At 70.5% G+C, this 26455-nt stretch carries 22 protein-coding genes and 1 pseudogene; 12 read left to right on the top strand and 11 right to left on the bottom strand.

Annotation, left to right across the window (positions count from 1 at the left end; genetic code table 11):
• The 5 genes from FG154_RS12000 to FG154_RS11980 all read left to right on the top strand — a co-directional run bounded on the left by FG154_RS12000 (nucleotide 1) and on the right by FG154_RS11980 (nucleotide 7885).
• Nucleotides 1-1296, top strand: a complete 1296-nt coding sequence (locus tag FG154_RS12000) for a hypothetical protein (RefSeq protein ID WP_145108044.1) — start codon at nucleotides 1-3, stop codon at nucleotides 1294-1296.
• Nucleotides 1293-3701, top strand: a complete 2409-nt coding sequence (locus FG154_RS11995) for a DNA/RNA non-specific endonuclease (protein ID WP_145108041.1) — start codon at nucleotides 1293-1295, stop codon at nucleotides 3699-3701. Before FG154_RS12000 ends, FG154_RS11995 begins: the two co-directional genes overlap by 4 nt.
• Before the next feature lie 140 nt (nucleotides 3702-3841).
• A complete protein-coding gene (locus FG154_RS11990; protein ID WP_145108038.1) occupies nucleotides 3842-4240 on the top strand; it encodes a rhodanese-like domain-containing protein in 399 nt (132 codons plus the stop codon).
• Between the two features lie 32 nt (nucleotides 4241-4272).
• Entirely contained in the window at nucleotides 4273-4884 is a 612-nt protein-coding gene (locus FG154_RS11985) for a response regulator transcription factor (RefSeq protein ID WP_145108036.1), read from the top strand.
• A gap of 226 nt (nucleotides 4885-5110) precedes the next feature.
• Nucleotides 5111-7885, top strand: a complete 2775-nt coding sequence (locus FG154_RS11980; RefSeq protein ID WP_145108033.1) for a hybrid sensor histidine kinase/response regulator — start codon at nucleotides 5111-5113, stop codon at nucleotides 7883-7885.
• On the opposite strand, the gene FG154_RS11975 is transcribed toward FG154_RS11980, so the two are convergent.
• From FG154_RS11975 to FG154_RS11940, 8 genes are all read right to left on the bottom strand, one after another.
• Nucleotides 7882-9312, bottom strand: a complete 1431-nt coding sequence (locus tag FG154_RS11975) for a family 16 glycosylhydrolase (RefSeq protein WP_145108030.1) — start codon at nucleotides 9310-9312, stop codon at nucleotides 7882-7884. The two genes, FG154_RS11980 and FG154_RS11975, sit on opposite strands and share 4 nt — an antisense overlap.
• A gap of 184 nt (nucleotides 9313-9496) precedes the next feature.
• Nucleotides 9497-10510 (bottom strand): UDP-glucuronic acid decarboxylase family protein, encoded by a 1014-nt coding sequence (locus FG154_RS11970; RefSeq protein ID WP_145108028.1) that lies wholly within the window; start codon nucleotides 10508-10510, stop codon nucleotides 9497-9499.
• 65 nt (nucleotides 10511-10575) lie between these two features.
• Nucleotides 10576-11652, bottom strand: a complete 1077-nt coding sequence (locus FG154_RS11965; RefSeq protein WP_145108026.1) for a CgeB family protein — start codon at nucleotides 11650-11652, stop codon at nucleotides 10576-10578.
• Nucleotides 11649-12740 carry a CgeB family protein gene (locus FG154_RS11960; RefSeq protein WP_145108023.1) on the bottom strand — a complete coding sequence of 364 codons (1092 nt, stop codon included), beginning with the start codon at nucleotides 12738-12740 and terminating at the stop codon, nucleotides 11649-11651. Before FG154_RS11960 ends, FG154_RS11965 begins: the two co-directional genes overlap by 4 nt.
• The gene (locus FG154_RS11955; protein WP_145108021.1) at nucleotides 12740-13849 is read right to left on the bottom strand and encodes a CgeB family protein; all 1110 of its coding nucleotides are present in this window, start codon (nucleotides 13847-13849) and stop codon (nucleotides 12740-12742) included. Before FG154_RS11955 ends, FG154_RS11960 begins: the two co-directional genes overlap by 1 nt.
• A 1-nt stretch (nucleotide 13850) precedes the next feature.
• On the bottom strand, nucleotides 13851-14951 hold the full coding sequence (locus tag FG154_RS11950; RefSeq protein WP_145108018.1) for a glycosyltransferase family 4 protein: 1101 nt from the start codon (nucleotides 14949-14951) through the stop codon (nucleotides 13851-13853).
• Complete coding sequence (locus FG154_RS11945; RefSeq protein ID WP_145108016.1) at nucleotides 14948-16957, bottom strand: NAD-dependent epimerase/dehydratase family protein; 2010 nt, start codon at nucleotides 16955-16957, stop codon at nucleotides 14948-14950. The genes FG154_RS11950 and FG154_RS11945 overlap by 4 nt, the downstream gene beginning before the upstream one ends.
• Complete coding sequence (locus tag FG154_RS11940) at nucleotides 16954-18060, bottom strand: NAD-dependent epimerase/dehydratase family protein (protein ID WP_145108013.1); 1107 nt, start codon at nucleotides 18058-18060, stop codon at nucleotides 16954-16956. Before FG154_RS11940 ends, FG154_RS11945 begins: the two co-directional genes overlap by 4 nt.
• A gap of 226 nt (nucleotides 18061-18286) precedes the next feature.
• On the opposite strand from FG154_RS11940, the gene FG154_RS11935 reads away from it, so the two are divergent.
• From FG154_RS11935 to ku, 3 genes are read left to right on the top strand one after another with little or no spacing between them, the layout of a single operon-like run.
• Entirely contained in the window at nucleotides 18287-19285 is a 999-nt protein-coding gene (locus FG154_RS11935; protein ID WP_145108010.1) for an MDR/zinc-dependent alcohol dehydrogenase-like family protein, read from the top strand.
• A complete protein-coding gene (locus FG154_RS11930) occupies nucleotides 19276-20301 on the top strand; it encodes a Gfo/Idh/MocA family protein (RefSeq protein ID WP_145108007.1) in 1026 nt (341 codons plus the stop codon). The genes FG154_RS11935 and FG154_RS11930 overlap by 10 nt, the downstream gene beginning before the upstream one ends.
• Before the next feature lie 6 nt (nucleotides 20302-20307).
• On the top strand, nucleotides 20308-21102 hold the full coding sequence (gene ku / locus FG154_RS11925) for a non-homologous end joining protein Ku (protein ID WP_145108004.1): 795 nt from the start codon (nucleotides 20308-20310) through the stop codon (nucleotides 21100-21102).
• 304 nt (nucleotides 21103-21406) lie between these two features.
• Here ku and FG154_RS11920 read toward each other — a convergent pair whose 3' ends face one another.
• A complete protein-coding gene (locus FG154_RS11920; RefSeq protein ID WP_145108001.1) occupies nucleotides 21407-22393 on the bottom strand; it encodes an NAD(P)H-quinone oxidoreductase in 987 nt (328 codons plus the stop codon).
• A 67-nt stretch (nucleotides 22394-22460) separates the two neighbouring features.
• Nucleotides 22461-23153 (bottom strand): COQ9 family protein, encoded by a 693-nt coding sequence (locus FG154_RS11915; protein WP_145107998.1) that lies wholly within the window; start codon nucleotides 23151-23153, stop codon nucleotides 22461-22463.
• A gap of 197 nt (nucleotides 23154-23350) precedes the next feature.
• Between FG154_RS11915 and rpsU the strand changes: the two genes are divergently transcribed.
• From rpsU to FG154_RS11895, 4 genes and pseudogenes are all read left to right on the top strand, one after another.
• The gene (gene rpsU / locus FG154_RS11910) at nucleotides 23351-23557 is read left to right on the top strand and encodes a 30S ribosomal protein S21 (protein ID WP_002720900.1); all 207 of its coding nucleotides are present in this window, start codon (nucleotides 23351-23353) and stop codon (nucleotides 23555-23557) included.
• A gap of 230 nt (nucleotides 23558-23787) precedes the next feature.
• Nucleotides 23788-24492, top strand: a pseudogene (locus FG154_RS11905) (phosphatidylserine decarboxylase); the annotation flags it as partial.
• Between the two features lie 3 nt (nucleotides 24493-24495).
• Nucleotides 24496-25236, top strand: a complete 741-nt coding sequence (gene pssA, locus FG154_RS11900; RefSeq protein ID WP_145107992.1) for a CDP-diacylglycerol--serine O-phosphatidyltransferase — start codon at nucleotides 24496-24498, stop codon at nucleotides 25234-25236.
• Between the two features lie 24 nt (nucleotides 25237-25260).
• On the top strand, nucleotides 25261-25875 hold the full coding sequence (locus tag FG154_RS11895) for a class I SAM-dependent methyltransferase (protein ID WP_145107990.1): 615 nt from the start codon (nucleotides 25261-25263) through the stop codon (nucleotides 25873-25875).
• Between the two features lie 54 nt (nucleotides 25876-25929).
• Here the strand turns inward: FG154_RS11895 and FG154_RS11890 are convergent, their stop codons facing one another.
• A complete protein-coding gene (locus tag FG154_RS11890) occupies nucleotides 25930-26388 on the bottom strand; it encodes an Lrp/AsnC family transcriptional regulator (protein ID WP_101340153.1) in 459 nt (152 codons plus the stop codon).
• Nucleotides 26389-26455 lie beyond the last annotated feature (67 nt).

Below are 26455 nucleotides of genomic sequence, written 5' to 3'. Positions count from 1 at the left end.
ATGGCCCTGCCCCCCCTTCTGATCGAACCGCTGAGCGAGGAGGTGGCGCGGCTCTTCACCACCGACGACCTCAAGCGGATCATGCTCAAGGCCACCGGCCTCGGCCTGCACGAGGAATGGGTGCCGGACAATCTCGTCGGCCGCCAGCAGGCCTTCGCGCTCCTCGAGGCGGTGAGCCGGCAGGATGCCGAGCCGCTGGTTCTGGCCGAGATGCTGGCCCGGCGCCCCCATGCGGCGGAGTTCGCCGATCTCGTCGGGCGGGCCTGCCCCGAGGCCCGCGCCGCGCTGCCCGGCACGATCCGGCAGGTCGAGGAGGTGATCTCGGGCCTGACCGAAGTCCGCGCCCGCCTCGACGAGGCGCCCGTGCGCGAGCGGCTGTCGCAGTCGCGCGACCGGCTCTCGATGATCGTGGACACGGTGGACAGCCTCGACGCCTACAAGTCGCTCCACGAATGTCTGCACCAGATCCAGATCAAGCAGTTCCGCGCCCTGAACGACGCCGCCCGCGCCCTGCCCACCGATCCCCGGCAGGCGGCCGAACTGCGCGTCTATTGCAACCAGCTGCGCAGCGCCTGCGTCATGGCGCGCAACGCGGTCGATCAGCTTCCCCCCGCGCCGATCCCGCGCGCAACCGAGACGCTCTGGATCGACGCGCTCGAGACGGCGGCGGCGCAGGTGCAGGACGCCATCGACGGCGCCGACCCGGCCGGCGCGCGCTCGGCCCTGCGCCAGATCCGATGGATCATCCAGAACACCCCGCCGCGGCTGAACAGCCTGATCTTCACCACGGCGAGCGCCCTGCCCCTCGACGATCTGGCCCATGCGCTCGAGGATGTGGCGGGCGCGGACGGCGGCGAGCCGATCCGGGCCGCGCTGCGCTCGCTGCGCCTCATCATCCCGACCATCCGCTCGGAAGTGGTCGAGCACCGCGAATGGCAGGAGGCCGACATCCGCATCACCGAGCTGGACCAGCTCTTCGAGCGGGGCGGCAACGGGTCGGACCTGATCGAGGAGTTCGCGGCGATCTGGATCGAGCTGAAGGCCATGGTGCAGGAGCTGGTGGCGCGCGACCCCGACGCGGCCTGGGCGCGGCGCATCCTGGCCTATCTCGAGGATGTCGATGACGCGCTCGCCCGCGAGCAGGCCGACGCGAGCTTCGAGGCCACCTATTCCGCCTTTCGCGGCGAGGCGCAGATCCGGTTTCTCACCGTCGACTCGCGGCTGAAGGGCGATTGTTCGGCGCTGGTGCGGATCAGCCTGCCGCTCCATCGGCTTCTGGCGGAGCTTCGGCCATGAGGAACGGCGCCGCCGATCGGTTCGAGAACATTCTCGACCTGCAGACCGCGCATCTGGCGCTGATGCAGCGCCAGCAGGACCGTCGCTCGGCCGGAGGCGGGCTTCTGCCGCAGGAGGAGATCACCGACTTCCTCGCGCGCGTGGCACGGACCGGCGCCGTCCTGTCCGCCCCGGCGGACCGGCGGACCGCGCAGCGGGTGCTGGACTACTGGACCGCGGACCTGCTCGACACAGCGCGCGGCTATTCCGGGCCAGTGGCGACCGAAACCCTGCTTACCTGCGAGGCGGAGGACAGCGACGCACGGCCCGCCGGGCTGGCCGAGGGGCACGGCTCGCGCCAATATATCCGGCTTGCGGCGCAGGCGCGCCAGTGGCGCGACACCCGCTCGCACGGCTATCTCCTGTCGGGCAAGGCGCTGCGTTCGGCCGAACGGTTCAGCCGCGATCCCGAGATCGCCGATCTCATCGCCGCCAGCCTTGCCGAGGAGCAGCGCGAGGCCCGCCGCGCGCGTCGCCGCAAGCGGATTGCGGCGGGTCTCACGCTCGCGCTCGTGGCGGCGGTCGCGACGGCGGGGATCTTCTTCCTCAAGGTCGAAACAGCGACGCATGAGGCCACCGAGGCGGCCGGCGAGAAGGGCGCGCTGGCGCGCGACGTGGTCTTTCTGGGCGACGAGGAGCGGCTCCGCGCCCAGGAGCGGCAGGTGGCGCTGGAAAACGCCAATGTCGAGCGCCGGATCGCACAGGAACGCATGGATGCGCTCTCGGAACGCCAGAGCCGGCTCGACGCGGCGCAGGGCGCGCTGGCCGATCTGGTGACGGCCGAGGGGCTGCCCATGGCGGACCTTCCCGACGGTGTGGCCGAGGATGTGCTGCGCATCCTCGCCCTGCGTCAGGCCGAGGGGCGGCTTGACCCTTCGGTCCTTGCGCCGGATGTGGCGGCGGCCCTGGCGCCGGTGGCCGCCGACATGGAGGGCTCGGTCTTCGCGCTCGATCTGAAGGGCTACGACCCGCTCTTTCTGGGCCGGCCCCTGCCGCTGCCCGCGCTCGATCGCGCGGCGCAGGCTGCGGCCTTCCGGGGCGGCGAACCCGTGCCCTATGTGCATTTCAGCTTTGTCTACAACCAGTCGCGGCGGGCGCCGCTGGTTGCGGCTGTCAACTTCGACCGCGCCGCGCGCCAGGTGCTGCCCGCCACCGGCACCCCCATCGAGCCCGACCCGCGCCTGCCGCCCGAGATGCGGCCCGATCCCTCCCGGTTCGAGGGGGGCCTCGTCGCTGCGGACTATGTGGACCGGACCATGATCTCGTGGGGAGAGCCGCTGGCCGCCGACCCCTTCCGCATGGCGCGGATGCTGGACCAGTCGGTCCAGCTGCACCTCAACAAGGCGCCCGTGCATCCGGCAACCGCCGCGGTCTGGACCGGCCTCACCAACTGGATCCGCGAGCAGCACAACCGCTCGGCCACCCGCGTGACCTTCTTCACCGGCCCGATCTTCCAGCCGGGCGAAAGCGCGGTGCCGGCCTCGCTCTGGCTGATCGCCGTGTCGCTGCGCGATCCCGTGTGGGTGCCCGCGGGACAGGACCAGCCCTTCGTGGCCGAAGCCTTCCTGATCCCGAACCGGCCCGACACGCTGATGGAAGAGCCCTGGAAACTCGCCATGACCATCGAGGGGGTCGGCCGCGCGACGGGGCTGCGGTTTCTGGACGAGATCGTCCGTGCGGACCGGGGGCGGGCCATCGTGAACGCCACCGAGGGCGACCGCCTCGCCGACCGGGCGGGCGCGCTGAACGACCCGCCCTCGGACGATCAGGCGGCGCTGATGCGCGAGCTGTCGCTGGCGCTGCAGGGCGGGCGACTTCCGGCCTCGGAGCAGGCCAGGATCATCCGCCGCCTCGCCGTCCTGCTCGCCGGCCCGCCGGAGCTGACCTCGACGGGACGGGTCAATGTCCTGACGCTGCTGGCCGGGGTGCCCGCCGACAGCTGGAACCGCCCGGACTGGATCGGGCTCAAGGCCGAGGTCCGCCGCGCGGTGGTCCGGGCGCGGGAGCCGGCCTCCGATCCCGAGGCCGAGGGTCTTCTGGACCGTCTTGCCGCCGCGGTCGGGCTGGCCGAGCCGCCGCCCCAGAGAGTCTTCATCCAGTTCGCCGACATGACCCGCGAAAGCGTCCGAAGCCTGGCCGGGCGGATCGAGGCGCTCGGCTGGACCGTGCCGCCGGAAGAGCGCGTGGCCGATGCCAGGGGCCTCAACGAGGTGCGCTTCAACCCGGACAGCGCCGAAGACGCGGCGGCGGCCCGGCTCCTTGCCGCCGATCTGGCGGCCGCCGGCCGGCCGGGGGTCCGGGCGGTGCCCCTGTCCGTGATCCGTCCGCAGGTCCTCGAGGTCTGGATCGGCGGCCCCACCCGCTGAACCCGCGCCCTGCACCAAGACGGCTGCCGGAACCGGCCCCTCCGGTGCGGCCCGCCTGTGCGGCCGTGCCCCATGATCGGACGCTTGACCCGGGCCGCGCGGCCTGCCACATCCCGTTTGATGCATGTGTGGAGATCCCGATGAAGCGTCTGCTCATGGCTCTTGCCGCTGCGGTTCAGGTGGTGGCCCCGGCCGCCCGCGCCGGCGATGTGGTCACGCTTGCCCCGGCCGCGCAGGATCTGGAGAGGGGTGAGGCGCTGGTGGTGGACATCCGCGAGCCCTCCGAGTGGCGCGAGACCGGGGTTCTGCCGAACGCGGTCCTGCTTCCCTTCCGCGACGCCGACAGCTTTCTCGCACAGGTGGGCCCGAGGCTGAAACCGGGCCAGCCGATCGCGCTGATCTGCCGTTCGGGGCGGCGGTCGGCGGCGGCCGCCGCGGCGATTGCCGGCCGCAGCGGGCATCCGGTGGTGAATGTGGCGGGCGGGATGGTCCGGCTCATGCACGAGGGCTATCGCCCCGCCCCCTGCCCCGTCTGCTGATCGGCGAGGCACCCTTGGGAGGAACAGGACCGATGGACCAGCCCGACACCCAAGGCAAGCCGCTCTCGGTCCTCGTGGCCGACGATCAGCCCTTGGTGCGCGAACTGATCGTGGGGCTTCTCGGGCGCGAATTCGACATGGAGGTTCATGCGGCCGAGGATCTGCCCGGCGCGCTGGAACGGATCGCGGCGCACGGCCCCTTTGACCTGCTGCTGCTGGATTTCTTCATGCCGGGGATGGAGGGGCTCGAGGGGATCGCCCGGGCGCTGGCCGCGAACGGCGGCCGGCCGGTCCTGCTGATGTCGGGCAACCTGCCCGAAGAGACGGTGACGGCCGCGCGCGGCATGGGTGTCGCGGGATTCGTGCAGAAGACGCAGTATGGCACCCTCGCCGCGGCGGTGCGCAAGGCCGCGGCAACCGGCGCCGAACCTGCCGCTCCCCAGACCGAGGCCACATCCGACGGCCTCACCGCGGCCGAGCTGCAACTCCTGCGCGAACTGGCCGACGGGCGCTCCGGCGAGCTTCTGGCCGACCGGATGGGGGCGGCCGCGCTCGAGACGCTTCTGGCGTCGCTTCTTTTCAAGCTGGGCGTGTCCAGCCGGGCGCAGGCGGTGCTGGCGGCCAAGCGCAAGGGGCTCGTCTGACGCGGCGTCATACCGTTGCCCGTCTCCCATGCGAAAGAGGATGCGCGAATACGAACTGCCGCGTTCTCTTGAGACGGTGCGGGATTAAGGTTTCGGGAACAAGTGCCCGTCAGGATGGGCGCGCGACTCGGGGCCCACCCGAACGGCGCGGACATGCCGACGCAGAGGAGACTGTGCTGGTGATCACCCTTATTTCCGTGCCCAGCGGGTGGCAGGGCGTCTGCCCATGATGAAACCCTGGGCTCTCCGATCCAAGCCGCCCCGGCCATCCGAAACCGAGGCGGCCCTGCGCGACGAGCGCGACCGACTGCAGGCGATGCTGGACGCCATGCCGCACATGCTGGTGGAGCTTGACGGCGACCGGCGGCTGGTTCGTTGCCGCGCCGGCTGGCTCGGGCCGCGCTCGCCGCTGCCCGAGCCTGTCCACGGCCAGCGGTTCGAGGATGCCCTGCCCGCCCCGCTGGCCCGGCTGGCCCGGCAGGTGCTCGACGAGGTGGACGAAAAGGGTCGGTCCGCCGGCCATGAATATGAGGTTCCGCTTGCGGATGGCCGGCGATGGCACTCGGTCTCGGCCTCGCGCATGCCCTGCGCGACGGGCGGTCATGCGGGCTACCTGGTCGTCATCAGCGACACGACGGAGGCGCATGTCCAGCGCCAGCAGGTCGAACGGCTCGGCGTGTTTGCCCAGCTGACCAGCAACCTCGTGATCGTGACGGATGCAGAGCAGCGGATCGAGTGGGTCAATGCCGCGTTCGAGACGCAGACCGGCCAGACGCAGCCGCAGGTCCGCGGCCTGCCGCTCTGCGCGGTGATGAGCTTTTCGGACAGCGACTGTGGCTGCTCGGACCGGCTCCGCGAGATGCTGGCCGGCGCAAGGCCCGTCCGGGCGGAATTGCAGGCCACGGCCAGCAACGGGCGGCGGTTCTGGCTCGATCTTTCCATCCAGCCGCTCCTGGGGCCGGATGGCGCCCTCTCCGGCTACATGGCCGTGGGAAGCGACATCACCGCCTACAAGCAGCAGGAGCAACAGCTGGCCGCCATGGCCGCCGAGGCCCAGGCCGCGCGCTCGCGCCTTGCGGCCGCGGTCGAGGTGCTGCCGGATGCCTTTGCCTATTACGACGCCGAGGACAGGCTTGTCCTGTGCAACGCGCAATATCACGACTTCCATCCCCGATCCTCGCCGGCCATCGTTCCCGGCGCCCGGTTCGAGGAGATCCTGCGCGAGCGGGTGCGGGCGGGCGAAATCCTCGACGCGCACGGCCGCGAGGACGAGTGGATGGCCGAACGGCTCGCCGCCCACCGCCAGGACAGCCACGAGCAGGAACAGCAACTGGCCGACGGGCGCTGGCTGCGCGTGCTCGAGCGGCGGACCCCGGACGGCGGCCGGGTGGGCCTTGCCGTGGACATCACCGCGCTGAAGCAGGCCGAGCAGCGCGCGCGGACGGATCTGGCAACGGCCATGGATGCCTCGCACGACGGCATCGCCATCACCGATCCCGACGGATGCTATGTCTACATGAACCGGGCCCACCGCGAGATGTTCGGCTTCACGGACTCTGAAGAGATCATCGGCCGCTCCTGGCGCGATCTCTATGCGCCGGAGGTTGCCGACCATATCGCCGCGGTGGCCATGCCGGTGCTCGAGGCGGAGGGCGGCTGGCGCGGCGAGGTGATCGGTCGCCGGCTGGACGGCAGCGACCTGCCGCAGGAGGTCTCGCTGACGCTGAAGGCCGACGGCGGGATCATCTGCATGTCGCGCAACATCGCCAAGCGCCTGCGCGAGCAGCAGGAACAGGCCCGCCTGCGCGAAGAGCTTCAGATGGCGCAGCGGCGCGAGATCATCGGCCAGCTCGCCTCGGGGCTTGCGCATGATCTCAACAATCTTCTGGCGGCGATCGGCGGATCGGCCACGCTGATCCGTGACCTCAGGCCGGGCGCGGCCGAAGCCCATGCACAGCGGATCATTTCAGCCACCGAGCAGGCGGGGGCGCTGGTGCGGCGTTTCCTCAGCCTCGGCCAACGGCAGAGCAACCGCTCGCGCATCGACCTGCGCGCCTTGCTGCATGAGGCGGCCGATCTCGTCCGCGCCGGGCTGCGCAACCGCACGCGGCTCACGCTCGCCCTGCCGCCAGAGCCGGTCTGGGTCGAGGCGGACCCGACGGACATCCTGCAGGTGGTGCTGAACCTCGTGGTCAACGCCCGCGACGCCATCGCCACGGCGCCCCCGAGCGAGATGGGATACGAAATCACGCTCGCCCTCGGCGCGCCCGATGCCGGGCAACTGGCCGGTCCGTTCGCGGCCGGCACCCTCGGCGCCGGGCAGGCCTACGTCGCCCTGACCGTGTCCGACAACGGCCCCGGGATCGCCCCGGAGACGCAGGCCAAAGTCTTCCAGCCCTATTTCTCGACCAAGGGGGCCGCGGGAACCGGCCTTGGCCTCGCGATCGTGACCGGCGTCCTGTCGGCCAATCACGGCGCCATCGCGCTTGCGAGCGCGCCCGGAGCGGGCACGCGCTTCACCGTGCTCTGGCCGATCGAGGCGCGTGAACGGCCCGAGGCGCCGGCCGCTCCGGCACCGGCAACGGCGGGCGCCCTCACCGGACGCCTCACGGGCCGCACCGTTCTTGTCGTGGACGACAATGCCGACGTGCTTCGGGTGCTCTCGGCCTTTCTCGAGCAGGCCGGGGCCGAGGTCGTGCCCTGCGCCGACCCGCGGGATGCGCTGGCCGCGCTGCGCGACGATCCGGCCCTCTGGGATCTGCTGGTGACCGACTACGACATGCCCCATGTGACGGGGGCGGACCTCGGGCAGGCCGCGAACGGGCTTGCGCCGGATCTGCCGGTGCTGCTGATCACCGCGCTGCCGGACTGGCGCAGCCGGGTGACGCAGGTCACGCCGCGCTTCGCCGCCGTCCTCGGCAAGCCGCTGACGAGGAGCGATTTCCTCACGGCGGCCGAAGCGGCCATGCGCTCGGCCGAGGCCGCGGAGGCTGTCGGTTAGACGAACAGGAAATCGACCGGGCCGAGCTGCGCGACGCGGACATTCTGCAGCAGGATGGAGTCGCTGTCCGAAAGCACGACGAGCGTGTCGGCTCCGACCTGCCGCACCTCGGCCGCGCGATCATAGCCGTGGATCTCCAGCCGGTCCTCGCCGCCGCGGGGCACGAAATCGGTGATCACGTCGCGGCCATGCCCCCGCGCGAAGACGAAGGTGTCGTTGCCGGCCCCGCCGGTCAGGGTGTCGTTGCCCGCGCCACCATTAAGGCGGTCGGCTCCCGTCCCGCCGAGCAACAGGTCGCGTCCCGCCCCCCCAAGAAGGTGGTCGTTGCCGGCCTCGCCAAGCAGCGTGTCATTGCCCGCGCCCCCCTCGAGCCGATCATTTCCGTTCCGCCCCTCGAGCCGGTCATTGCCGCCGCCCCCGACGAGGCGGTTCGCGGCGCCGTTGCCGATCATCAGGTTGGCCTGCCCGTTCCCGATGCCGTTGATGGCGGCGCTGCCGGTCAGGACCAGGCGCTCGACATTGGCCTCGAGCTGGTAGCTGACCGAGGACCGCACCGTGTCCGTGCCCTCGCCCGCACGCTCGATCACCCGGTCGCCCGGATTGTCCACGAAGTAGATGTCGTTGCCTGCCCCGCCATACATCCGGTCGGCCCCGCCGCCGCCCGCCAGCGTGTCGTTGCCGCCAAAGCCGTAGAGAAGATCGGCCGCGCCCGTGCCCTGGACGAGATTGGCGCTGCGGTTGCCGAAGATCGTGCTGTCCGAGGGCAGGCGGATGTTCTCGACATGGGCCGTCAGCGGCGCGGTGTGGCTTGCGCTCATCAGGCCCGCCCAGGGGGCCAGCTCGGGCGGGGTGGCCCAGAGATCCACGAGGCTCTTGAGCGGGCCCGGATCCCAGACCCCGCCCTCGACGTAGGAGGCGTCGATCACCGCCACTGTCTCGCCATCGACGCGGAAGAAGGCGTTCTTGCTGGTGACCTGGATCTCGTAGACATGCGGCGCCGCGGCCGCGTCGAAGCCGAGGTCGATGATCAGGGGCTTGCGCAGCGTGACATGGCGGCCGCCGGCATCCTCGAAATGGACGGCGAGGTGGATCTTCGTCGTGTCGCCGCCCACGAACTCGATATCATATTCGCGCCAGGGCTGGGTGCGGTAGTCCTGCTTGTAGAGGAACAGGCCGAAGACGGTGCCATCGACCATCCGCGGCGCCTGGGCCATCCAGCTCCAGGATCCGGTGGTGAAGGCGGCGTCCGACTGGATCTCGCCGCCGATCCAGGGGCGGGAGTGCCCGTCGGTGGACTTGCTCAGCGTGAGGGCTATGCGCTCATCCTCGAGGATCCGCACGTTTCCCGCCGACCAGGTGGTGAGGTAGGATTGCCCGGCGTCCCAGGTCGATACCAGAAAGTTGTTGCCGCCGTGCCGGATGTGCATCCCGTCGTCCTGCCATTCCTCGCGCCAGGCCGGTTGCGGAACAACCTGAGCGCGAGACGCTCCTTAGCGTGGGACGGAGGCAGGGGAACGACGGGATTAAGGCGGGGCGCCATACCTATGGCAGCGTCGATCCCGCCCGTATGGGTGCGACATCACCGCCGGCGGGCCACCGGCGGCCGGAACTTCAGGCCCGGACGGACTGACTGGCCCGCACCGCACGCAGGGGGGCGGGCAGGGTCCGGCCCAAGTGGCGGGCAAACCATGCCGCGGTCTGGGGCAGCCCCTCGGACAGCGGCACCCGTGGCTCCCAGCCCAGCAGGCGCCTGGCCCGGCTGATGTCGGGCCGGCGGCGGCGCGGGTCGTCCTCGGGCAGAGGCAGATGCACCACGCCCGCCGCCGAGGGAACCAGCCGCTGCACGAGATCGGCCAGCTCGGCGATGGTGAACTCGCCCGGATTGCCGAGGTTGATCGCCCCTTCCGGCGCCTCATCGACCTCCATCAGCGCCATGAGGCCCGCCACGAGGTCCGTGACATAGCAGAAGGATCGCGTCTGCGCGCCCGTGCCGTAGATGGTCAGCGGCACGCCCTGAAGCGCCTGCACCAGCAGGTTCGACACGATACGCCCGTCATCGGGCCTCATGTGCGGGCCGTAGGTGTTGAAGATGCGCGCGACCCGCACATCCGCCCGGTCGCGGCGGCGGTAGTCGAAACAGAGCGTCTCGGCCGCGCGCTTGCCCTCGTCGTAGCAGGCGCGCGAGCCGGTGCAGCTTACGTTGCCGCGGTAGTCCTCGGGCTGGGGATGAATTTCGGGATCGCCATAGACTTCGGACGTCGAGGCCTGCAGGAAGCGCGCGCCATGAGCCTCGGCCAGCGCGAGCAGGTTCTGCGTGCCCACGACATTCGTCATCATCGTATGGACCGGATCGGCCTGATACTGCGGCGGCGAGGCGGGGCTGGCGAGGTTGTAGATCTGCTGGACCTGCTCGCTGAGGCGGAGCGGCTCGATCACGTCCTGCCGGATCAGCCGGAATTCGCGAAAGTTGCAGAGCGCCTGCACATTCTCCATCGAGCCGGTGAGGAAGCTGTCGAGGCAGATGACGCGATGACCCTGCCGCAGCAGCGTCTCGCACAGGTGCGATCCGACGAATCCCGCGCCCCCGGCCACGAGGATGGTGTTCTGAGCGGTTCTCTTGAGCATGGGAGTCCTCCGTTGTCCCGGCGCAACCTGCGCCCGCGTCACCAGCTACTGTCCGCGCACGGAACTCAGGCCGCGGCCCTGGCCTGCCGTTGCAGGGCCTCGGCCAGATCCCGCGCCCGCGCCCGGCCGGTGTGCTGCGCCAGCACACGGCGCTGCGCCGCCTGGCCCAGGGCTAGCCGCGCGCCTTCGCTCAGATCCGTCAGCGCCCGCACCACATCCTCGGGGCCGCGGGCAATCAGGATCGCCTCGCCATCGGGCAGAAGCTCGTCCAGCCCCCGCCAGTGGTCCGAGATCACCGGCGTGGCGCAGGCCGCCGCCTCGAACAGGCGCACCGAGGGCGACCAGCCCATGCGGATCATCGCCGCGCGCGTCACGTTCAGCGTGAAACGTTGCCGGCTGTAGAAGGCGGCGTGGTCGGCCGGCGCCAGATGCTCGATCCGCTCGACGTTGGTGGGCCAGTCGATGTCGGCGGGATAGGAGGGCCCGGCCACCACGAAGCGCCGGTCGGGCAGGCGCCGGGCCGGCTCGAGGAGAAGCGCCTCGAGCGTCGGCTGCCGGTCGGGGCTGTAGGTGCCGAGATAGCCCAGATCCCAGCGCGGCTCTCCGGGCACGGGCTGGTAGTGCTCGGGATCGACCGAGCAGTAGAGCGCGCGGGCCGCACGCGCGCCGCGCGCCTGCTCGAGATGGTCGAGCACCTCGCCACCCGAGAAGGAGAAATAGAGGTCGAAGAGCGACACCTGACGCGCGGCGAGGAACTCGTCCCGGCCCTCGTCCAGCAGGCCCATCGTGACCGGCGTGTCGATGTCGTAGAAGGCCAGCAGCCGCGGGCCAAGGGCGGCGACCGCGTCGATCACCTCGCGCCCCTCGGGCACATAAGAGCCGACGATCACCGCATCGGCGCTGCGGATGCGCTCGGCCCAGCGCCCGGTGAGATCCGAGATGGCGCCGTAAAGCTCCAGCCGGCAGAAGTCGGGCGCGGGCAGGTCGCGGTTCTCTGCATACCAGGGCACGTCGCGTTCGAGAAACAGGGTGCGGTGGCCCTCGGCCGCCAGCCCCCGCAGAAGCGCCCTGTAGGTGGTTGCATGGCCGTTGCCCCAGGACGACGAGAGCGCGAGGCCGATGATGACGATGTCGAGGCTCATTCCGCCGCCTCCATCCGCCCGAGATGGCGCTGGAACAGCGCGTCGGCCTGGGTGGCGCGGTGGGCATAGGTGTGTTCCGACAGGACACGGCGCAGCGCCGCCTCGCCGATCAGCCGCGCGCGCTCGTTCCCGACGGTGCGGACATACTCCGCCACATCCTGCCCGTCGCGGGCGACCAGCACCTCGCGGTCGGGCGTGAGGAACAGCTCGATCCCCTCCCAGGCGTCGGTCACGAGGCAGGCCCCGGCGCCCGCCGCCTCGAAGACGCGGGTGGCGGGTGAGAAGCCGTTCGCCGCCATGCTGTCGCGGGCGACGTTCAGCACCATCCGGGGAGAGCCGTTGAGCGCATTGTGGTCGGCGGTGCCGACATGGCCAAGGCGGTGGACGTTCGGCGGAAAGTCCGCGTCGTGCCAGCCCGATCCGCCCAGAAGGAAGCTCGCGCCGGGGACCTCGCGGGCGGGGCGGGTGAAGAACTCGGCCACACGCGCGTCGCGGTCGGGCAGGCGGTTGCCGAGAAAGGCCAGATCGCCCGTGAAGCGGTCCTGCGGGGCCACGGGATGGTGCGTCTCGGGGTCGAGCGCGTTGTAGATCGGCACGCAGTCGCGGGCGCCGAGGGCGCGATAGGCCGCCACCACCGGCTCGCCGCCGCCATAGGTCAGCACGAGATCGAGGCTGTCCAGCGCGCGGCGCAGCGCATGGTCAGGCGTGGCCTGCATCTCGGCCAGCGTCGCGGGGGCGTCCACGTCCCAGAAGACGCGCAGCGCGTCGGGACGTGCCGCGCGCAGCACCTCGGCCAGCAGCCGATCGTCCTCGTAGCCCACGCCCGAGCATTTCACCACGATGTCGGCCTGTCGCGCCTCGGCGGCCGCCCGCTTCAGCGCCTCCGGCGTGCCGTCATAGACCACGACGCGGCACCAGTCGGGCGGGTCGATGTCGCGGTTCTTCTGCCGGTCGTAGACGTCGGGCTCGTAGAAGGTCACGCGGTAGCCGCACTCGGCCAGGGCGCGGATCATGCCGCGGTAGTAGGTGGCCGCCCCGTTCCAGTAGGCCGAGACGAGGCTCGATCCGTAGAAGGCAATGCTGCGCATCAGGCCACCTCCGCCGTTGCGGCCGGAAGTCCGAGCCGGGTCACGATCGCCAGAAGCTCGTCCACCCGGTGCCGGCAGGTGTGGCGCGAGCGGATGGTGGCCAGCCCGTGCTCGGCCAGCGCCTCGGCAAGATCGCGGTCATGCAGGATCGCGCGCAGGTGGCGCTCCATCTCGGCGCCGGTGCGGGCCACGAGATAGTCGGTGCCGGTGCGGAACAGGCCCTCGCAGTCCGACCAGGGCGCCGAGACCAGCGGGATGCCGCAGGCCAGCGCCTCGAAGACACGGATGGTCGGGATGCCGGGCAGCGCCTCGACATAGGGCCGCCGCGGCACATGGACGGTGACGCGGTGCCGCCCGAAGGCCGCGGGCACCTCGGCGTTCGGGATCCAGCCGCCATGGGCGATGCCCGCCGCGGCCAGCCGTTCCAGCGCCTCGGCCGGATAGCGGACGCCCCGCACGGTGGCGGCAAGGCCTAGGCGGGCCACCGGGTCGATCAGGAACTCGGACAGCTCGGCGCTGCGCTCGCCATCGCCCCAGTTGCCGATCCAGATCAGGTCGCCCTCGATCTCCGACGGGACCGGGCGGAAGAGCGCGTCGTCGGCCGCCTCGTGCCAGGTGAAGACCTGCCGCCCCCAGCCCGCCGCAAGATAGGTCTCGCGCAGGGTCTCGCCGAAGGCCAGCACCCCGTCGTAGCCCGAGAGGTCGAGCCCGCCGATCTCGCCGTCGGCGCTGACGGCGCGGTGGTGCGTGTCGTGGAACAGTAGCAGGAAGCGCCCGCCCGCCGCGCGCGCCCGACCGATCCGCGCCACCAGCGCGGGCTCGGTCCATTCATGGACGACCACCACATCGGCTTCCGCAAGCACCGCCTCATGGTCAAAGGCGGCGCCGTAGCTTGTCGAGGCCAGTTCGGGGAAGGCCCGGGCGAAGGCAGCCACAGGCGCCGCCCCCTGATCGGCCTCGAGGTTCGTCCGGCTCCAGCCGCCCTCGGGCTCGAGCGCCCGCGCCTCGTGGCCACGGTGGATGAGGTCGCGCATGACCCCGCGCAGGAAATGGGCGTTGCCGTGGTTCCAGTCGGACACGAGCGAGTGGGTGTAGAACAGGAACTTCATGTCACCTCGCGGCACGGAGGGTTTCGGGGATCGGGCAAAGCTCGGCGTAGATCGCGGCCATCGAGCGGGCCTGCCGCTCGGGGGTGTAGTCGGCCGCGCGCTTCTGGGCCGCCTGACCGAGCGTGCGACGCCGGTCAGGGTCGCGGACCAGCCGGTTGACGGTCTCGGCGAGCGCCATGGGATCGTCGGGTGCGAAGAAATCCGCCGCCCCTTCCCAGAGTTCGCGGAAGGTGGGGATGTCGGACAGGACGAGCGGCAGCCCGCCCCGCGCCGCCTCGAGCACCGCAAGGCCGAAGGGCTCGTAGCGCGAGGGCGAGACGAAGATCGAGGCCTCGCACATCAGGTCGAGGAGGTCGGCGTGCGACAGCTCGCCCCGCGCCACGGCGTAGCGGATCTCGACCGCCTGACCGTTGGGCGAGGCGGCGGCCCCCGCCATCACCACCGGCCAGTCGATCAGGGGCGCCGCCGCATCGAGAACGGCGGCGTTCTTGCCCTCGTCCCACCAGCGGCCGGCCGACAGCACCATCGCGCGCGCCATGCGGCGGGCCGGCGGGGCGAAGCGGCTGGCGTTGGGCACCACCCGCACCTCGGGCAGCGGCCCGTAGGCCGAAGCCATCAGATCGGCCTGAGCCTGCGTCGGCGTCACCACCGCATCGGCGGCCGCAAGTCCCTGCCGGTTCAGCCGCCGCTGCCAGAGCCAGCCCGCGGGCAGCACACCCTGACGCACCGCCGCAAACCAGGTCACGACGCAGGAATGCGAGACCGCAAGCACCGGCACCGGCACCGACAGCCCCGCCGCCTGCGAGGGCAGGTTCAGATGGATCAGGTCCACCCGATGCCGGCGCGCCACGCCCGCGATCATCTTCGGCACCACGGCCAGCTCGGATTCGCCGCTGACCAGCCAGTCGAGCGGGGCTTCGCACCATTCTAGGGGGCCCAAGGCATCGGCCTCCTGCCGCTGTGCCTCCGACGGGGCGGGCCCGAAGCCGGCAAAGACGACATCCACCTGCCCGCGCAGGCCGGAGGCCAGATCCATCGCATAGCGCCAGACCCCGCCCACCGCATCGACGGTCATCAGGATGGTGAGACGTTGCCGGCTCACGCCCGCATCCTTTCCGGCTGGGGCAGAGGCTCCTGCGGGCCGATCCGGTGCTGGGCCAGCCAGTCGGCCAGGGCCGCGATCCCGCTCCGCCAGCCGACGGTGGGCTGCCAGCCCACCGCCTGCCCCAGCGCGCGCGTGTCGGCCACGAACCAGAGCTGGTCACCCTGCCGCCACTCCTCGTTCGTGACCTGTACCGCGCGGCCGGTGATCCGGCCGATCTCGGCCAGCACCTGCCGCAGGCTCACCGCATTGTCCGGCCCGCCCCCGAGGTTGAAGGCCCGACCCCCGATGCGCCCCGCGCCCACCTCGGCCATCAGGCGCCGGTAGGCCGTGACGGCATCGCTCACATGCAGCACGTCGCGCACCTGCCGCCCGTCGCCGAAGACCGAGATCCTCTCGCCCTTCAGGGCCCGGATCAGGAAATGCGCGACCCAGCCCTGATCCTCGGTGCCGAACTGGCGCGGGCCGTAGATACAGGACATGCGCAGGACGGCGGTGGGGATGCCGAAACTCTTGGCATAGTCGATCACATACTGGTCGGCCACGCCCTTCGAGCAGCCATAGGGGGTGCAGAACTCGAGCGGCCGGGTCTCGGGGATACCATGCGCCACGATACCGGCATCGGCCGGGACATGACGCTCGCCGGGCTGCATCTCGAGATCCTCGAGCGCGCCATAGACCTTGTTCGTGCTGGCGAACAGCAGCGGCACCGGGCGGCCGGTGGCCCGGATCGCCTCAAGCAGGTTCAGCGTGCCGCGGGCGTTGATCTCGAAATCGGCAACCGGGCTGTCGAGGCTGGTGGTCACCGCCGTCTGGCCCGCAAGGTGATAGACCGAAGCCGCGTCGCGAGCGGCCTCGGCCATGGCGCGCTCGTCGCGCAGGTCGGCGATCACCGGATGCAGCCGGTCGCCGTGGCGCGCCTTGAGCCAGCGGAGATTGTCCTCGACCCCCGGCCGACCCAGGTTGTCGAGCAGAATCACCTCTTCGCCGTCCGACAGCAGCGCATCGGCCAGGTTCGAGCCGATGAAGCCCGCGCCGCCCGTGATGACCGTCGGCCGCACCGCCCGCGCCAGCGACGGCGCGCAGAGCCCGGCCAGCGAGCGCACGCCCGCGACCCCCTCGGCGCTCAGGAGCCGCGCGAGGAGCTTGGGCTTGCCCGCCTCGTCCATCGCGCCCATGTGGTAGTGGCGCGGATCGAACCAGAGCCCCTCCTGCACCGGCACGTCGCGCGGCAGGTCGCGCCAGCCATACCAGTACATCCGTGCGGCGGGCGCCTTCAGCGCCCCGGCAAAGCGGCGGGCCTGCTCAAGCTCGTCGTTGCGCCAGGTGGAATAGCCCGTCTCGGTGATCCAGATCTCGCACTCGGGATTGTGCCGGTCGAGGATCGCGCGCATCTCGCCCAGATGCAGGTCCCATCCGGCCCAGGCGCCCTCTTCGCTGTCCCAGGTGCCCGGAAAGCCGTGGAAGCCCGCCGCCGCGCAATGCGCCAGCACCCCCCGCTCACCCATCAGGTCAAGCCAGAGCGGATCGAACGGACAGGGGCCGCCGAGAACCGCCTTCCAGCCGCGCTCGCGCACCCACCAGGCGGCACCACCCACCATCTCGCAGAAGAGAAGGAAGTCGCTGTCCAGCCGCCAGTCCCAGTCGAGAAGGTTGTTCGGCTCGTTCCACAGCTCCACATGCGAGAAGTGCCGCCCGTAGCGGGTCAGGGCATGGTCGATGAAGTCCGCGTAGGACTTCAGCTCCTGCGGCGGGCCCGAGCTGCGGCCGGTGCGCGACAGGGACGGCGGCGTGTAATGGATGCAGGGCAACAGGTCGATCTCGCGCCCCAGACGCGGGATCAGCCAGTCGAACCACTCCGCCCCCCCCGGCGCCAGATATTCCGCCCAGCTCAGATGGGTGCGCAGGTAGCGCGCGCCCGAGGCCGACAGACCCTCCAGCGCCTCCTCGACCCGCTCATGATCGCCGGGGCGGAACCATTCGACAAAGCCGAAGTCGCGGCTCATGTGACGAGCCCCCGTTCCTCGAGCTGCCGCCGCATGTCGGCGCCGCGATCCACGGCGACCGACCCCGCGACCCAGGCCACGAACTCATCGAGCGAATCCTCGAGCCGGTGGCGCGGCTCGAAGCCCAGGATCGCGCGCGCCTTGCCGATGTCGGCAAAGCAGTTGCGGATATCGCCGGTGCGGGCGCGGTTCAGGATCTCCGGCGTGATCTCGGGCCGGCCCATGGCGCCGGCCAGAAGCCGGGCCACCCCCGAGATCGTGTAGGCCGTGCCCGAGCCCACGTTGATCACCTCGCCCGCCGCGTCCGGCGTCTCGAGCGCAAGGCGGAAGGCCCGCGCCACGTCGCGCACATGCACGAAGTCGCGCTTCTGCTCGCCGTCCTCGAAGATCGTGGGCCGTTCGCCGTTGGCCAGCCGCGAGGCGAAGTTGGCGAGCACCCCGGTGTAGGGGTTCGAGAGCGCCTGCCCCGCGCCGAAGACGTTGAAGAGCCTGAGCGCGACCGCATCGACGCCGTAGGCCTCGCCGTGGATCAGGACGGCCTGTTCCTGCATGTATTTCGTCAGCGCGTAGATCGAGGCGAGATCGACCCGCTTGCCCTCGTCCGTCGGCACCGCGGTCAGCGGGCGGTCGGCGGCATCGCGCGGGTTCCAGCGCGCCGCGCGGATGTCGGCGGCCTTGCGGCGCACGCGCTCGACCAGCGAGCCGTCCTCGCGCGCGTAGTGGCCCTCGCCATAGACGCTCATCGACGAGGCGACCACGATCCGCGACACCGGCCGGTCGATCAGCTGCTCGAGCAGGACCGCCGTCCCGAGATCGTTCGCGCCCACATAGCGCGCGATCTCGTACATGGACTGCCCGACCCCCACCTCGGCCGCGAGATGAAGCACCGCATCGCAGCCCTGCAGCGCCGGACGCAGCCGGTCGGCGTCGCGCATGTCGCCGCGGACCAGCTCGGCCCCCTCGGGCAGGCTGACGGAAACGCCGTCGTGAACCTGCTCGATCAGCGCGTCGTAGAGGCGCACCTCATAGCCGTGCGCCAGCAGTTCCTCGGCAACGTGGCGGCCGATGAACCCGCAGCCGCCCGTAATGAGTATCCTCGCCATGAGAAGATCCTGAAGTTGTCATTGATGCTGTAGATGAACCGGCCAACAAGAGGATCACGGGAATGTTCCGGCGCTGCCGAAGATTATCGGCGGCATGGCGCCCTTCCGCCGCTGGGCGCCTTTCGCGCGCCTTCTTCCGACGCAGCCGGAACAGATGGCGGCCGGCATCGTTCCGAACCTGATCCTGAAGATGATCATGAAGAGAGTTATCGACACCGGAGGACCCATGAACGTCTCTCTCACGCCCGCACGCGAGCGGCCCGCCGGCACCCGGCAGATGCGCGCGGCGCGCCTGACCGGCCCCGGCCGGATCGAGATCGTGTCGCTGCCCCTGCCCGAACCGTCCGAGGGCGAGGTGCGGATTGCCATCGAGGCCTGCGGCGTCTGTGCCTCGAACCTCGGCCCCTGGGCCGGACCCGAATGGATGAGCTATCCGACCGAGGCGGGCGGCATGGGCCACGAGGGCTGGGGCACGGTCGAGGCGCTCGGCGCAGGCGTGACCGGGCTGGCCGAGGGACAGCGCGTGGCCTTCCTCGGCCAGCGCAGCTACGCCAGCCACGAGATCGTTCCGGCGGCCCATGTCGTGCCGCTGCCCGAAGGCATTGCCTTTCCCGCAGAGCCGGTGGCCTGCGCGCTGAACATCTTCCGCCGCTCGGGCATCGGGCGCGGGGACAAGGTAGCGATCATCGGCGTGGGATTTCTGGGCGCCCTTCTCACGCGGCTTGCGGCGGATGCGGGCGCCGAGGTGATCGCCATCTCGCGCCGCGAGGAATCGCTGGCCATGGCGCGGCGCATGGGCGCCGCCCGGACCATCGCGATGCTCGACCATCAGGAGATCATCGACGAGGTGCGCGACCTCACCAACGGCTATTTCTGCGACGTGGTGATCGAGGCCGTGGGCAAGCAGTGGCCGCTGGACCTTGCCGGTGAGCTGGTGGCCGAGGGCGGCCGGCTGGTGATCGCGGGCTATCATCAGGACGGGCCGCGGCAGGTGAACATGCAGCAGTGGAACTGGCGCGGCATCGACGTGGTGAACGCGCACGAGCGGCGGCCCGAGACCTACCTGCGCGGGATGCGCGAGGCGGTCGAGGCGGTGCAGAAGGGCCGGCTCGATCTGACAGGGCTGCTCACCCACAGCTTTCCGCTCGACCGGCTCGATGCGGCGCTCGATGCGACGCGCGACAAGCCCGAGGGGTTCGTGAAGGCGGTGGTGACATGCAGCTGAGCCTCGCCGCACGCACCCGCCCCCGGCTGGCCTTCGTGGGCCTTGGCTGGATCGGCCGCGCCCGGATGGAGGCGCTGGCCCGGACCGGGGTGGCCGAGATCGTGGCCCTGGGCGATCCCGACCGGGCGGCGGTCGAGCGTGCGCTCGAACTGGCGCCGGAGGCGGCGGCCGTGGGTTCGCTCGAAGAGGCGCTGGCGCATGGCCCCGACGGGGTGGTGATCGCCACGCCGAGCGCCCGTCATGCCGCCGAAAGCCTTGCCGCCCTCGAGGCGGGCTGCGCGGTCTTCTGCCAGAAGCCGCTCGGGCGCAGCGCGCCGGAGGTGCGGGCCGTGGTCGAGGCCGCCGCGCGGGCCGACCGGCTGCTTGGCGTCGATCTCTCCTATCGACTGACGGCGGCGATGGCGGCGATCCGCCCCCTGGTCGCCTCGGGCGATCTGGGGCACGTCTTCGCGATCGATCTGACCTTCCACAACGCCTACGGGCCCGACAAGGCGTGGTTCTACGATCGCGCCCTCTCGGGGGGAGGCTGCGTGATGGATCTGGGCGTTCATCTCGTGGATCTCGCGCTCTGGTCGCTCGGCTGGCCCGAGGTGCGCCATGTCGAGGCGCAGATGCTGGCCGCCGGCCGGCCCGCGCGGGCGCATGAGGTGGAGGATTACGCCGTCGCCACCCTCCAGACCGCCGAGGGCTGCGTGATCCGCCTTGCCTGTTCCTGGAAGCTGCAGGCCGGGCGCGAGGCGGTGATCGAGGCGCATTTCCACGGAACCCAGGGCGGGGCCAGCCTCGCCAATGTCGGCGGCTCCTTCTACGACTTCGCCGCCCACCGCCATCATGGCACCGGCACCCGGCCCCTTGCCGAGCCGCCCGATCCGTGGGGCGGCCGTGCCCTCGCCGCCTGGGCCGCGCGGCTGGCCGCCGGCGAGAGGTTCGACCCGAAGGCACGGCATCTGGTGACGCTGCACGAGGTGCTCGACCGGATCCACGCGGTCGGAACCCGCGGCGACGGCGGCGGTTGAGCCGGCATGGCACCCCGCAGCTACTGGAAAGGCTATCTGAAGCTGTCGCTCGTCACCTGCCCGGTGACGCTGATGCCGGCCACCTCGGACGCCGAGCGGGTGCGGTTCCGCACGCTCAACGTCAAGACGGGTCATCCGGTCGTCAGCCGATACCTCGATGCCGGAACGGGGGCCGTGGTGGGGGACGAAGACCGGGTGAAGGGCTATCCCCGCGGCGAGGACGAGCATGTGATCCTCGAGGACGAGGAACTGGAGACGGTCGCGCTCGACAGCGCCCGGACCATCGACATCGACTGTTTCGTGCCCTCCGACGAGATTGCCTGGATCTGGTATGACCGGCCGCACTACCTGATGCCCTCGGACCCGATCGGCGAGGAGGCCTTCGCGGTGATCCGCGAGGCGATGCGCGCGACGGACCGCTCCGGCATCGCCCGGCTCGTGCTGGGCGGGCGGGAGCGGGCCGTCCTGCTCATGCCGCGGGGCAAGGGGATCATCCTCTGGACGCTCCGCTTCGGCGACGAGGTCCGGCCGGAGGAGGAGTATTTCGCCGGCATCGGCGGCGGGAAGCCGGACGCCAAGGCGCTGGCCCTGGTCAAGCGGCTGATCGACGAGCGGACGCGCAAGTGGGAGCCCGACATGGTCGAGGATCCGGTGCAGGAGAACCTGCTGGAGCTGATCCGGTCGAAGAAGCCGAAGAAGGGCACGCGGAAGAGCGGCCCGAAGACGGCGCGGGGCGGCGACAACGTCGTGAACATCATGGATGCGCTCAGGAAGAGCATCGAGGGCAAGGGCGAGCGTTGATACGGGCGGCGGAGCCGTCCTTGGGGCCATCGAGGCCCCTGCGGACGGCGTTGCCACGGAAGACGGCACGTCAGCCGCGCAACTCTCCGGAGGCGGCCCCTGAGCTCTGCAAGCCCGGCGTTCAGGCGCCGCGAGACGGCAGTGGCACATTCTGGCGCACGGGGCCACCCAAGCGCCGAGGGGCCGATGCCGCAGGCCGATGCCCCGGGGCGATGCGAGGGGGCGAGGTGCCTCCACACGCCCTGTCCGCGGCAGCGCCGGAGGGGGGGGGTCGATGCCCCCGCCTCCGGCACCCCCGGGCGGGTCACACCTTCAGGACGATCTTGCCGACATGCGACGAGCCTTCCATCCGTGCGTGAGCCTGTGCGGCCTCCTCGAGGGGAAACTCGCTGTCCATCACCGGCCGCAACGCGCCCCTCGCCACCATCGGCCAGACATGCGCCTCGAGATCGCGGGCGTAGCGGTCCTTGGCCAGATCGCTCTGCGGGCGCAGGGTCGAGCCGGTGATCGTCAGGCGGCGCATCATCACCTCGGCAAAGTTCAGTTCGATCCGGGTGCCCTCGAGGAAGGCGATCTGCACCAGCCGTCCTTCGGTCGCCAGCGCCTTCACGTTGCGCGGCAGGTAGCTGCCCCCCACCATGTCCAGGATGAGGTCCGCGCCGCCCTCGGCCTTCAGGACCGCCACGAAATCCTCCTCACGGTAGTTGATCGGCCGCTCGGCGCCGAGGTCGCGGCAGGCGGCGCATTTCTCCGCCGAGCCCGCGGTGGCGAAGACGCGCGCGCCCAGCGCCGCCGCCATCTGGATCGCGGTCGTGCCGATGCCCGAGGAACCGCCGTGAACGAGAAACCGCTCGCCCGCCCGGAGACCGCCGCGCAGCACCACGTTCGACCAGACCGTGAAGCAGGTCTCGGGCAGGCAGGCGGCCTCGCGCAGGCCGAGGCCCTCGGGAACGGGCAGCGCGTGGCCGGCCGGTGTCACGGCATATTCCGCATAACCTCCGCCCGGCAGAAGCGCGCAGACCTCGTCGCCCACCTTCCAGCGCGCGACGCCGGGGCCGACGGCCGCGACCGTGCCCGCGGCCTCGAGCCCCGGCAGGGGCGAGGCGCCGGGGGGCGGCGCATAGGCGCCGGCCCGCTGCAGCGCATCGGGCCGGTTGACGCCTGCGTAGGCGATGCGGATCAGGATCTGGCCATGCCCCGGCACCGGCACGGGAACGCTGCAGGGTTTCAGCACATCGGGCGCGCCGGGGCGGGAAATCTCCACGGCGCGCATCGTTTCGGGCAGGCTCACGCGGTTCTCCTTCATCGGGTGGGGCCCGGCCCCGCGCGCGTCGCGGCCGGGAGGGCTGGCCGGCCGGTCAGTGGTGGCCCGTCCGGCCCGGCACGTCGGCATGGGCAGCGGGCGCATGGACCCGCCGCATGACCATCCGCGGCCCGGCCGTCATCGCCCGCACCAGCGGATTGCGCTGCGCCTCGGCCTTCAGCTTCTCGATCCGCAGCACGTCGGCGATGCGCCGGTCGAGGAATTCCCAGGTCGCGTAGTGGCCCGGCGTCTCGTCGCCCAGCCAGTAGAGCACCGTCGCACCATAGACCGCCGAGAGCGTGGCGCGCTTGGTGTACCAGTTGACGTCGCGCGACGTGTCGCCCAGCGCCATCCAGATCCGGTCGGCCGTCCCCCACAGGGCGCGGGCCCCGTCGGCGGCGTGCTGCGGAAGGCTGAAGAGCGTCGAGCCGCGGCGCACCAGTTCCTTGTCCTCGACCGCCTCGAGCCGGAAGCGGATCAGGGTCGCCACCCGTTCCGAGTAGCGCATCGAGCCCAGATCGACCGTCGCCGCCTTCTCGAGCATCCGCTCGTCGCCGCGACGGTGGTAGGCGAGCGCGAGATCCACCCCGCCGCGCGGAAAGAGCGCGCGGGCCAGCCCCGGCGCCACGCCCGAATCGTGCACCGACGCGCGGAGCGTCGCGTCGGACCAGCCGTCGAAGGGCACATGCATCACCGCGGCATCGAGGATCGCGTCGCGGGCCTTCTCGTTTCCATCCCGTGTGTCCATGGCCTTTCCTTTCCGGTTCCCTGAGGTGACTTGTCACCCTTGTCATTTGCACTGCTGGCGGAAGAATAGCCGGCTTGTCCAGAGGATCCAGCGCCCTGTTCCCCGCCCGTGGGCGGTGGACAAGCCTTTCCGTCTTTGATATAGGCGCCCGACCTGCTTATCTTGCAACTCTAACCTAGGAAGGTGGTGACAACCACATGCAGGTCAGCGTCCGCGACAACAACGTCGAACAGGCCCTCCGGGCCCTCAAGAAAAAGCTCCAGCGCGAAGGCGTGTTCCGCGAAATGAAGCTCAAGCAGCATTTCGAGAAACCCTCCGTCAAGCGCGCCCGTGAGCAAGCCGAAGCGGTCCGCCGTGCGCGCAAGCTCGCGCGCAAGAAGGCGCAACGCGAAGGCGCTCTCTGAGACGTCAGCGCGAAGCTGGGCGAGCCTTCGGGTTCGCCACCATCGGACCCCCGTCGCGCAAGTGTCGGGGGTTTTCCTTTCCGGTGCGGCAGCAGCGCATGGCGAAGGATCGCCACCAAGGGTTGCAATGGCCTGCCCGCGTGGTTTTATCCCTTCATTGACCCTGCTCGACCGACGCGGCCGGAGTTCCGGCCCGCGGCCACGAAACCAGACCCAGTTCAGAAGGCACTACCGCCATGGCGATCGACATGCTCTCGACCTTCATCAAGCCGATGCACCGGGAGGGCAAGAAGTTCGTTGCCATCTTCGCGGGCGTGACGCTGCTGCTGTTCCTGATCTGGGAACCCCTGGGCTGGATCGGGGTGCTTCTCACCGTCTGGTGCTACTATTTCTTCCGTGACCCGGTCCGCATCACCCCCGCCCGCGAAGGGCTGATCGTCAGCCCCGCCGATGGCGTCGTCTCGCTGATCGAACCCGCGGTGCCGCCGGCCGAACTGGGGATGGGGCCCGAACCGATGACCCGCGTCTCGGTCTTCATGAGCGTCTTCGACTGCCATGTGAACCGCGCGCCCATCGGTGGCACGGTGACGGCGGTCGCCTACCGGCCCGGCAAGTTCCTGAACGCCTCGCTCGACAAGGCGAGCGTGGACAACGAGCGCAATGCGCTGGCGATCCGGCTCGCCGACGGGCGGCAGATCGCGGTGGTCCAGATCGCGGGCCTCGTCGCGCGCCGCATCCTGTGCGACGTCAAGGAGGGCACGCCGCTGCTGACCGGCGAGCGGTTCGGGATGATCCGCTTCGGCTCGCGGCTGGATGTCTATCTGCCCGAAGGGGTGGCGCCGCTCGTCTGCATCGGTCAGGTCATGACGTCGGGCGAGACGGTGCTGGCCGACCTCACCAGCACGGAGGCGCGCCGCTCCGGCGCGGCCCGCTGACCCATGCTGCGGCGCGGCGACGACCGGAGCCTGCCGATCCTGATGCTCCTGCCGAATCTGGTGACGATCACCGGGCTCTGCGCGGGGCTGACGGCGATCCGCTTCATCATGGTGGGCCGGTTCGATCTGGCCGCCATGCTGATCGTCTTCGCGGCGGCCATCGACGGGCTCGACGGTCTGATCGCGCGGCGGCTCAACGCCCAGTCGAACTTCGGGGCCGAACTCGACTCGCTCTCGGACTTCCTGAACTTCGGGGTCACGCCGGGCCTTCTGGTCTTCCAGTATGCGCTGGCGGGCACCTATTCCACGAGCTGGGTCTTCGTGCTGGTCTATACGATCTGCGGCTGCCTGCGGCTCGCGCGCTTCAACATCAACCGCGACACGCCGCTGCCGCCCGGCATCAAGCCGCATTTCACCGGCGTGCCGGCGCCGGGGGGCGCGCTGCTCGCGCTGCTTCCGGTCTTCATGTCGCTGCAGGGGCTGATCGATGCCCGCGACTTCCCCGTCGCCTACGGGATCTATCTGGCGCTGGTCGGGTTGCTCATGACGAGCCGGATCCCGACCATCTCGCCCAAGTCAATGCGAATCCCGCGCGACAAGGCGATCTTCGTGCTGATCGGCACCGTGATCGTGATCGGCCTGCTGGTGACGCGGTTCTGGCTTCTGATGGTTCTGGTGGGGCTCGCCTACCTCGGCGTGACCTGCCTGTCGATCGTGAACTACCTGCGCCGCTGGCGCGCCTGAGTGCAACGGAAAAGGGATGGACGCATGGAACTTGACGCGGTGAGCCGGAGCTACAAGCGGTGGGCGCCGATCTACGACTTCAGCTTCGGCAAGGTCAGCGAGAGTCCGCGCCGCCGCACGGCGACGCATGTGAACGCCCGTGGCGGCCGCGTGCTCGAGGTGGGCGTGGGCACCGGCCTGTCGCTGCCGCTCTACAGCCGCCGCGTCGAGGTGACGGGCATCGACTTCTCGCACGAGATGCTGGCCAAGGCGCGCGAGAAGGTCGAGGAACTCGGCCTGACACCGGTGAAGCAGCTTCGCCAGATGGACGCGCGCGAGATCGACTTCCCCGATGAGACCTTCGACACGGTGGTGGCGATGTTCCTCGTCTCGGTGGTGCCCGAGCCCGAACGCGTCGTCTCCGAGATGGCCCGCGTCTGCAAGTCCGGCGGCGAGGTGGTCATCGTGAACCATTTCGCCCGCGATAAAGGCCCGCTTGCCGCCGTCGAAAAGGCGCTCGCGCGGTTCGAGAACACGCTGGGCTGGCATTCGGACTTTTCCATCGAGCGCGTCACGGGCGATCCGCGCCTCGAGGTGGTCGAACAGGCCCCGATGGGGCCGGGGGGCCTGTTCACCTTCCTGCGCTTCCGGCGCCGCTGAACCGCCCCGATCCTGCGCCCACCGGGGCGTGGGATGCCGGCCCTGGCGGGGGCCTTACACCTGGATCGCCGTGGTCTTGAACACGGTCCGCAACGCAAAGCTCGAATGCATCTGCGCCACGCCCGGCAGACGCGAGAGATACTGCCGGTGGATGCGGGCGAAATCCTCGGTGTCCTGCGCCACGATCTTCAGCAGATAGTCGGCCGTCCCCGCCATCAGGTGACACTCGAGGATGTCGGGCACGCGCGCCACCTCGCGCTCGAACCGGTCGAGCAGATCGTCAGCCTGCCCCTGCAGGGTGATCTCGACGAACACGGTCGTTGGCCGCGCCAGCTTGCGCGCGTCCAGCAGCGCCACGTAACCTGCGATGTAGCCCTCTTCCTCCAGCCGCTGCACACGCCGGTGGCAGGCCGAGGGGGACAGGTTCACCCGCTCGGACAGGTCGGCGTTGGTGATGCGGCCCTGCTTCTGCAGGACGGTGAGGATCCGGCGGTCTGTCGCGTCAAGTTCCATTCAGGTGCAAGGTGGTTTTGCCCCCGTTTCACCGGACACTCAGGCGTTTGCGGTTTGGGCTGCGATG

Source organism: Cereibacter sediminicola (assembly GCF_007668225.1).
GTDB lineage: Bacteria > Pseudomonadota > Alphaproteobacteria > Rhodobacterales > Rhodobacteraceae > Cereibacter_A > Cereibacter_A azotoformans.
This window is presented reverse-complemented; position numbering and strand designations above follow the sequence as displayed.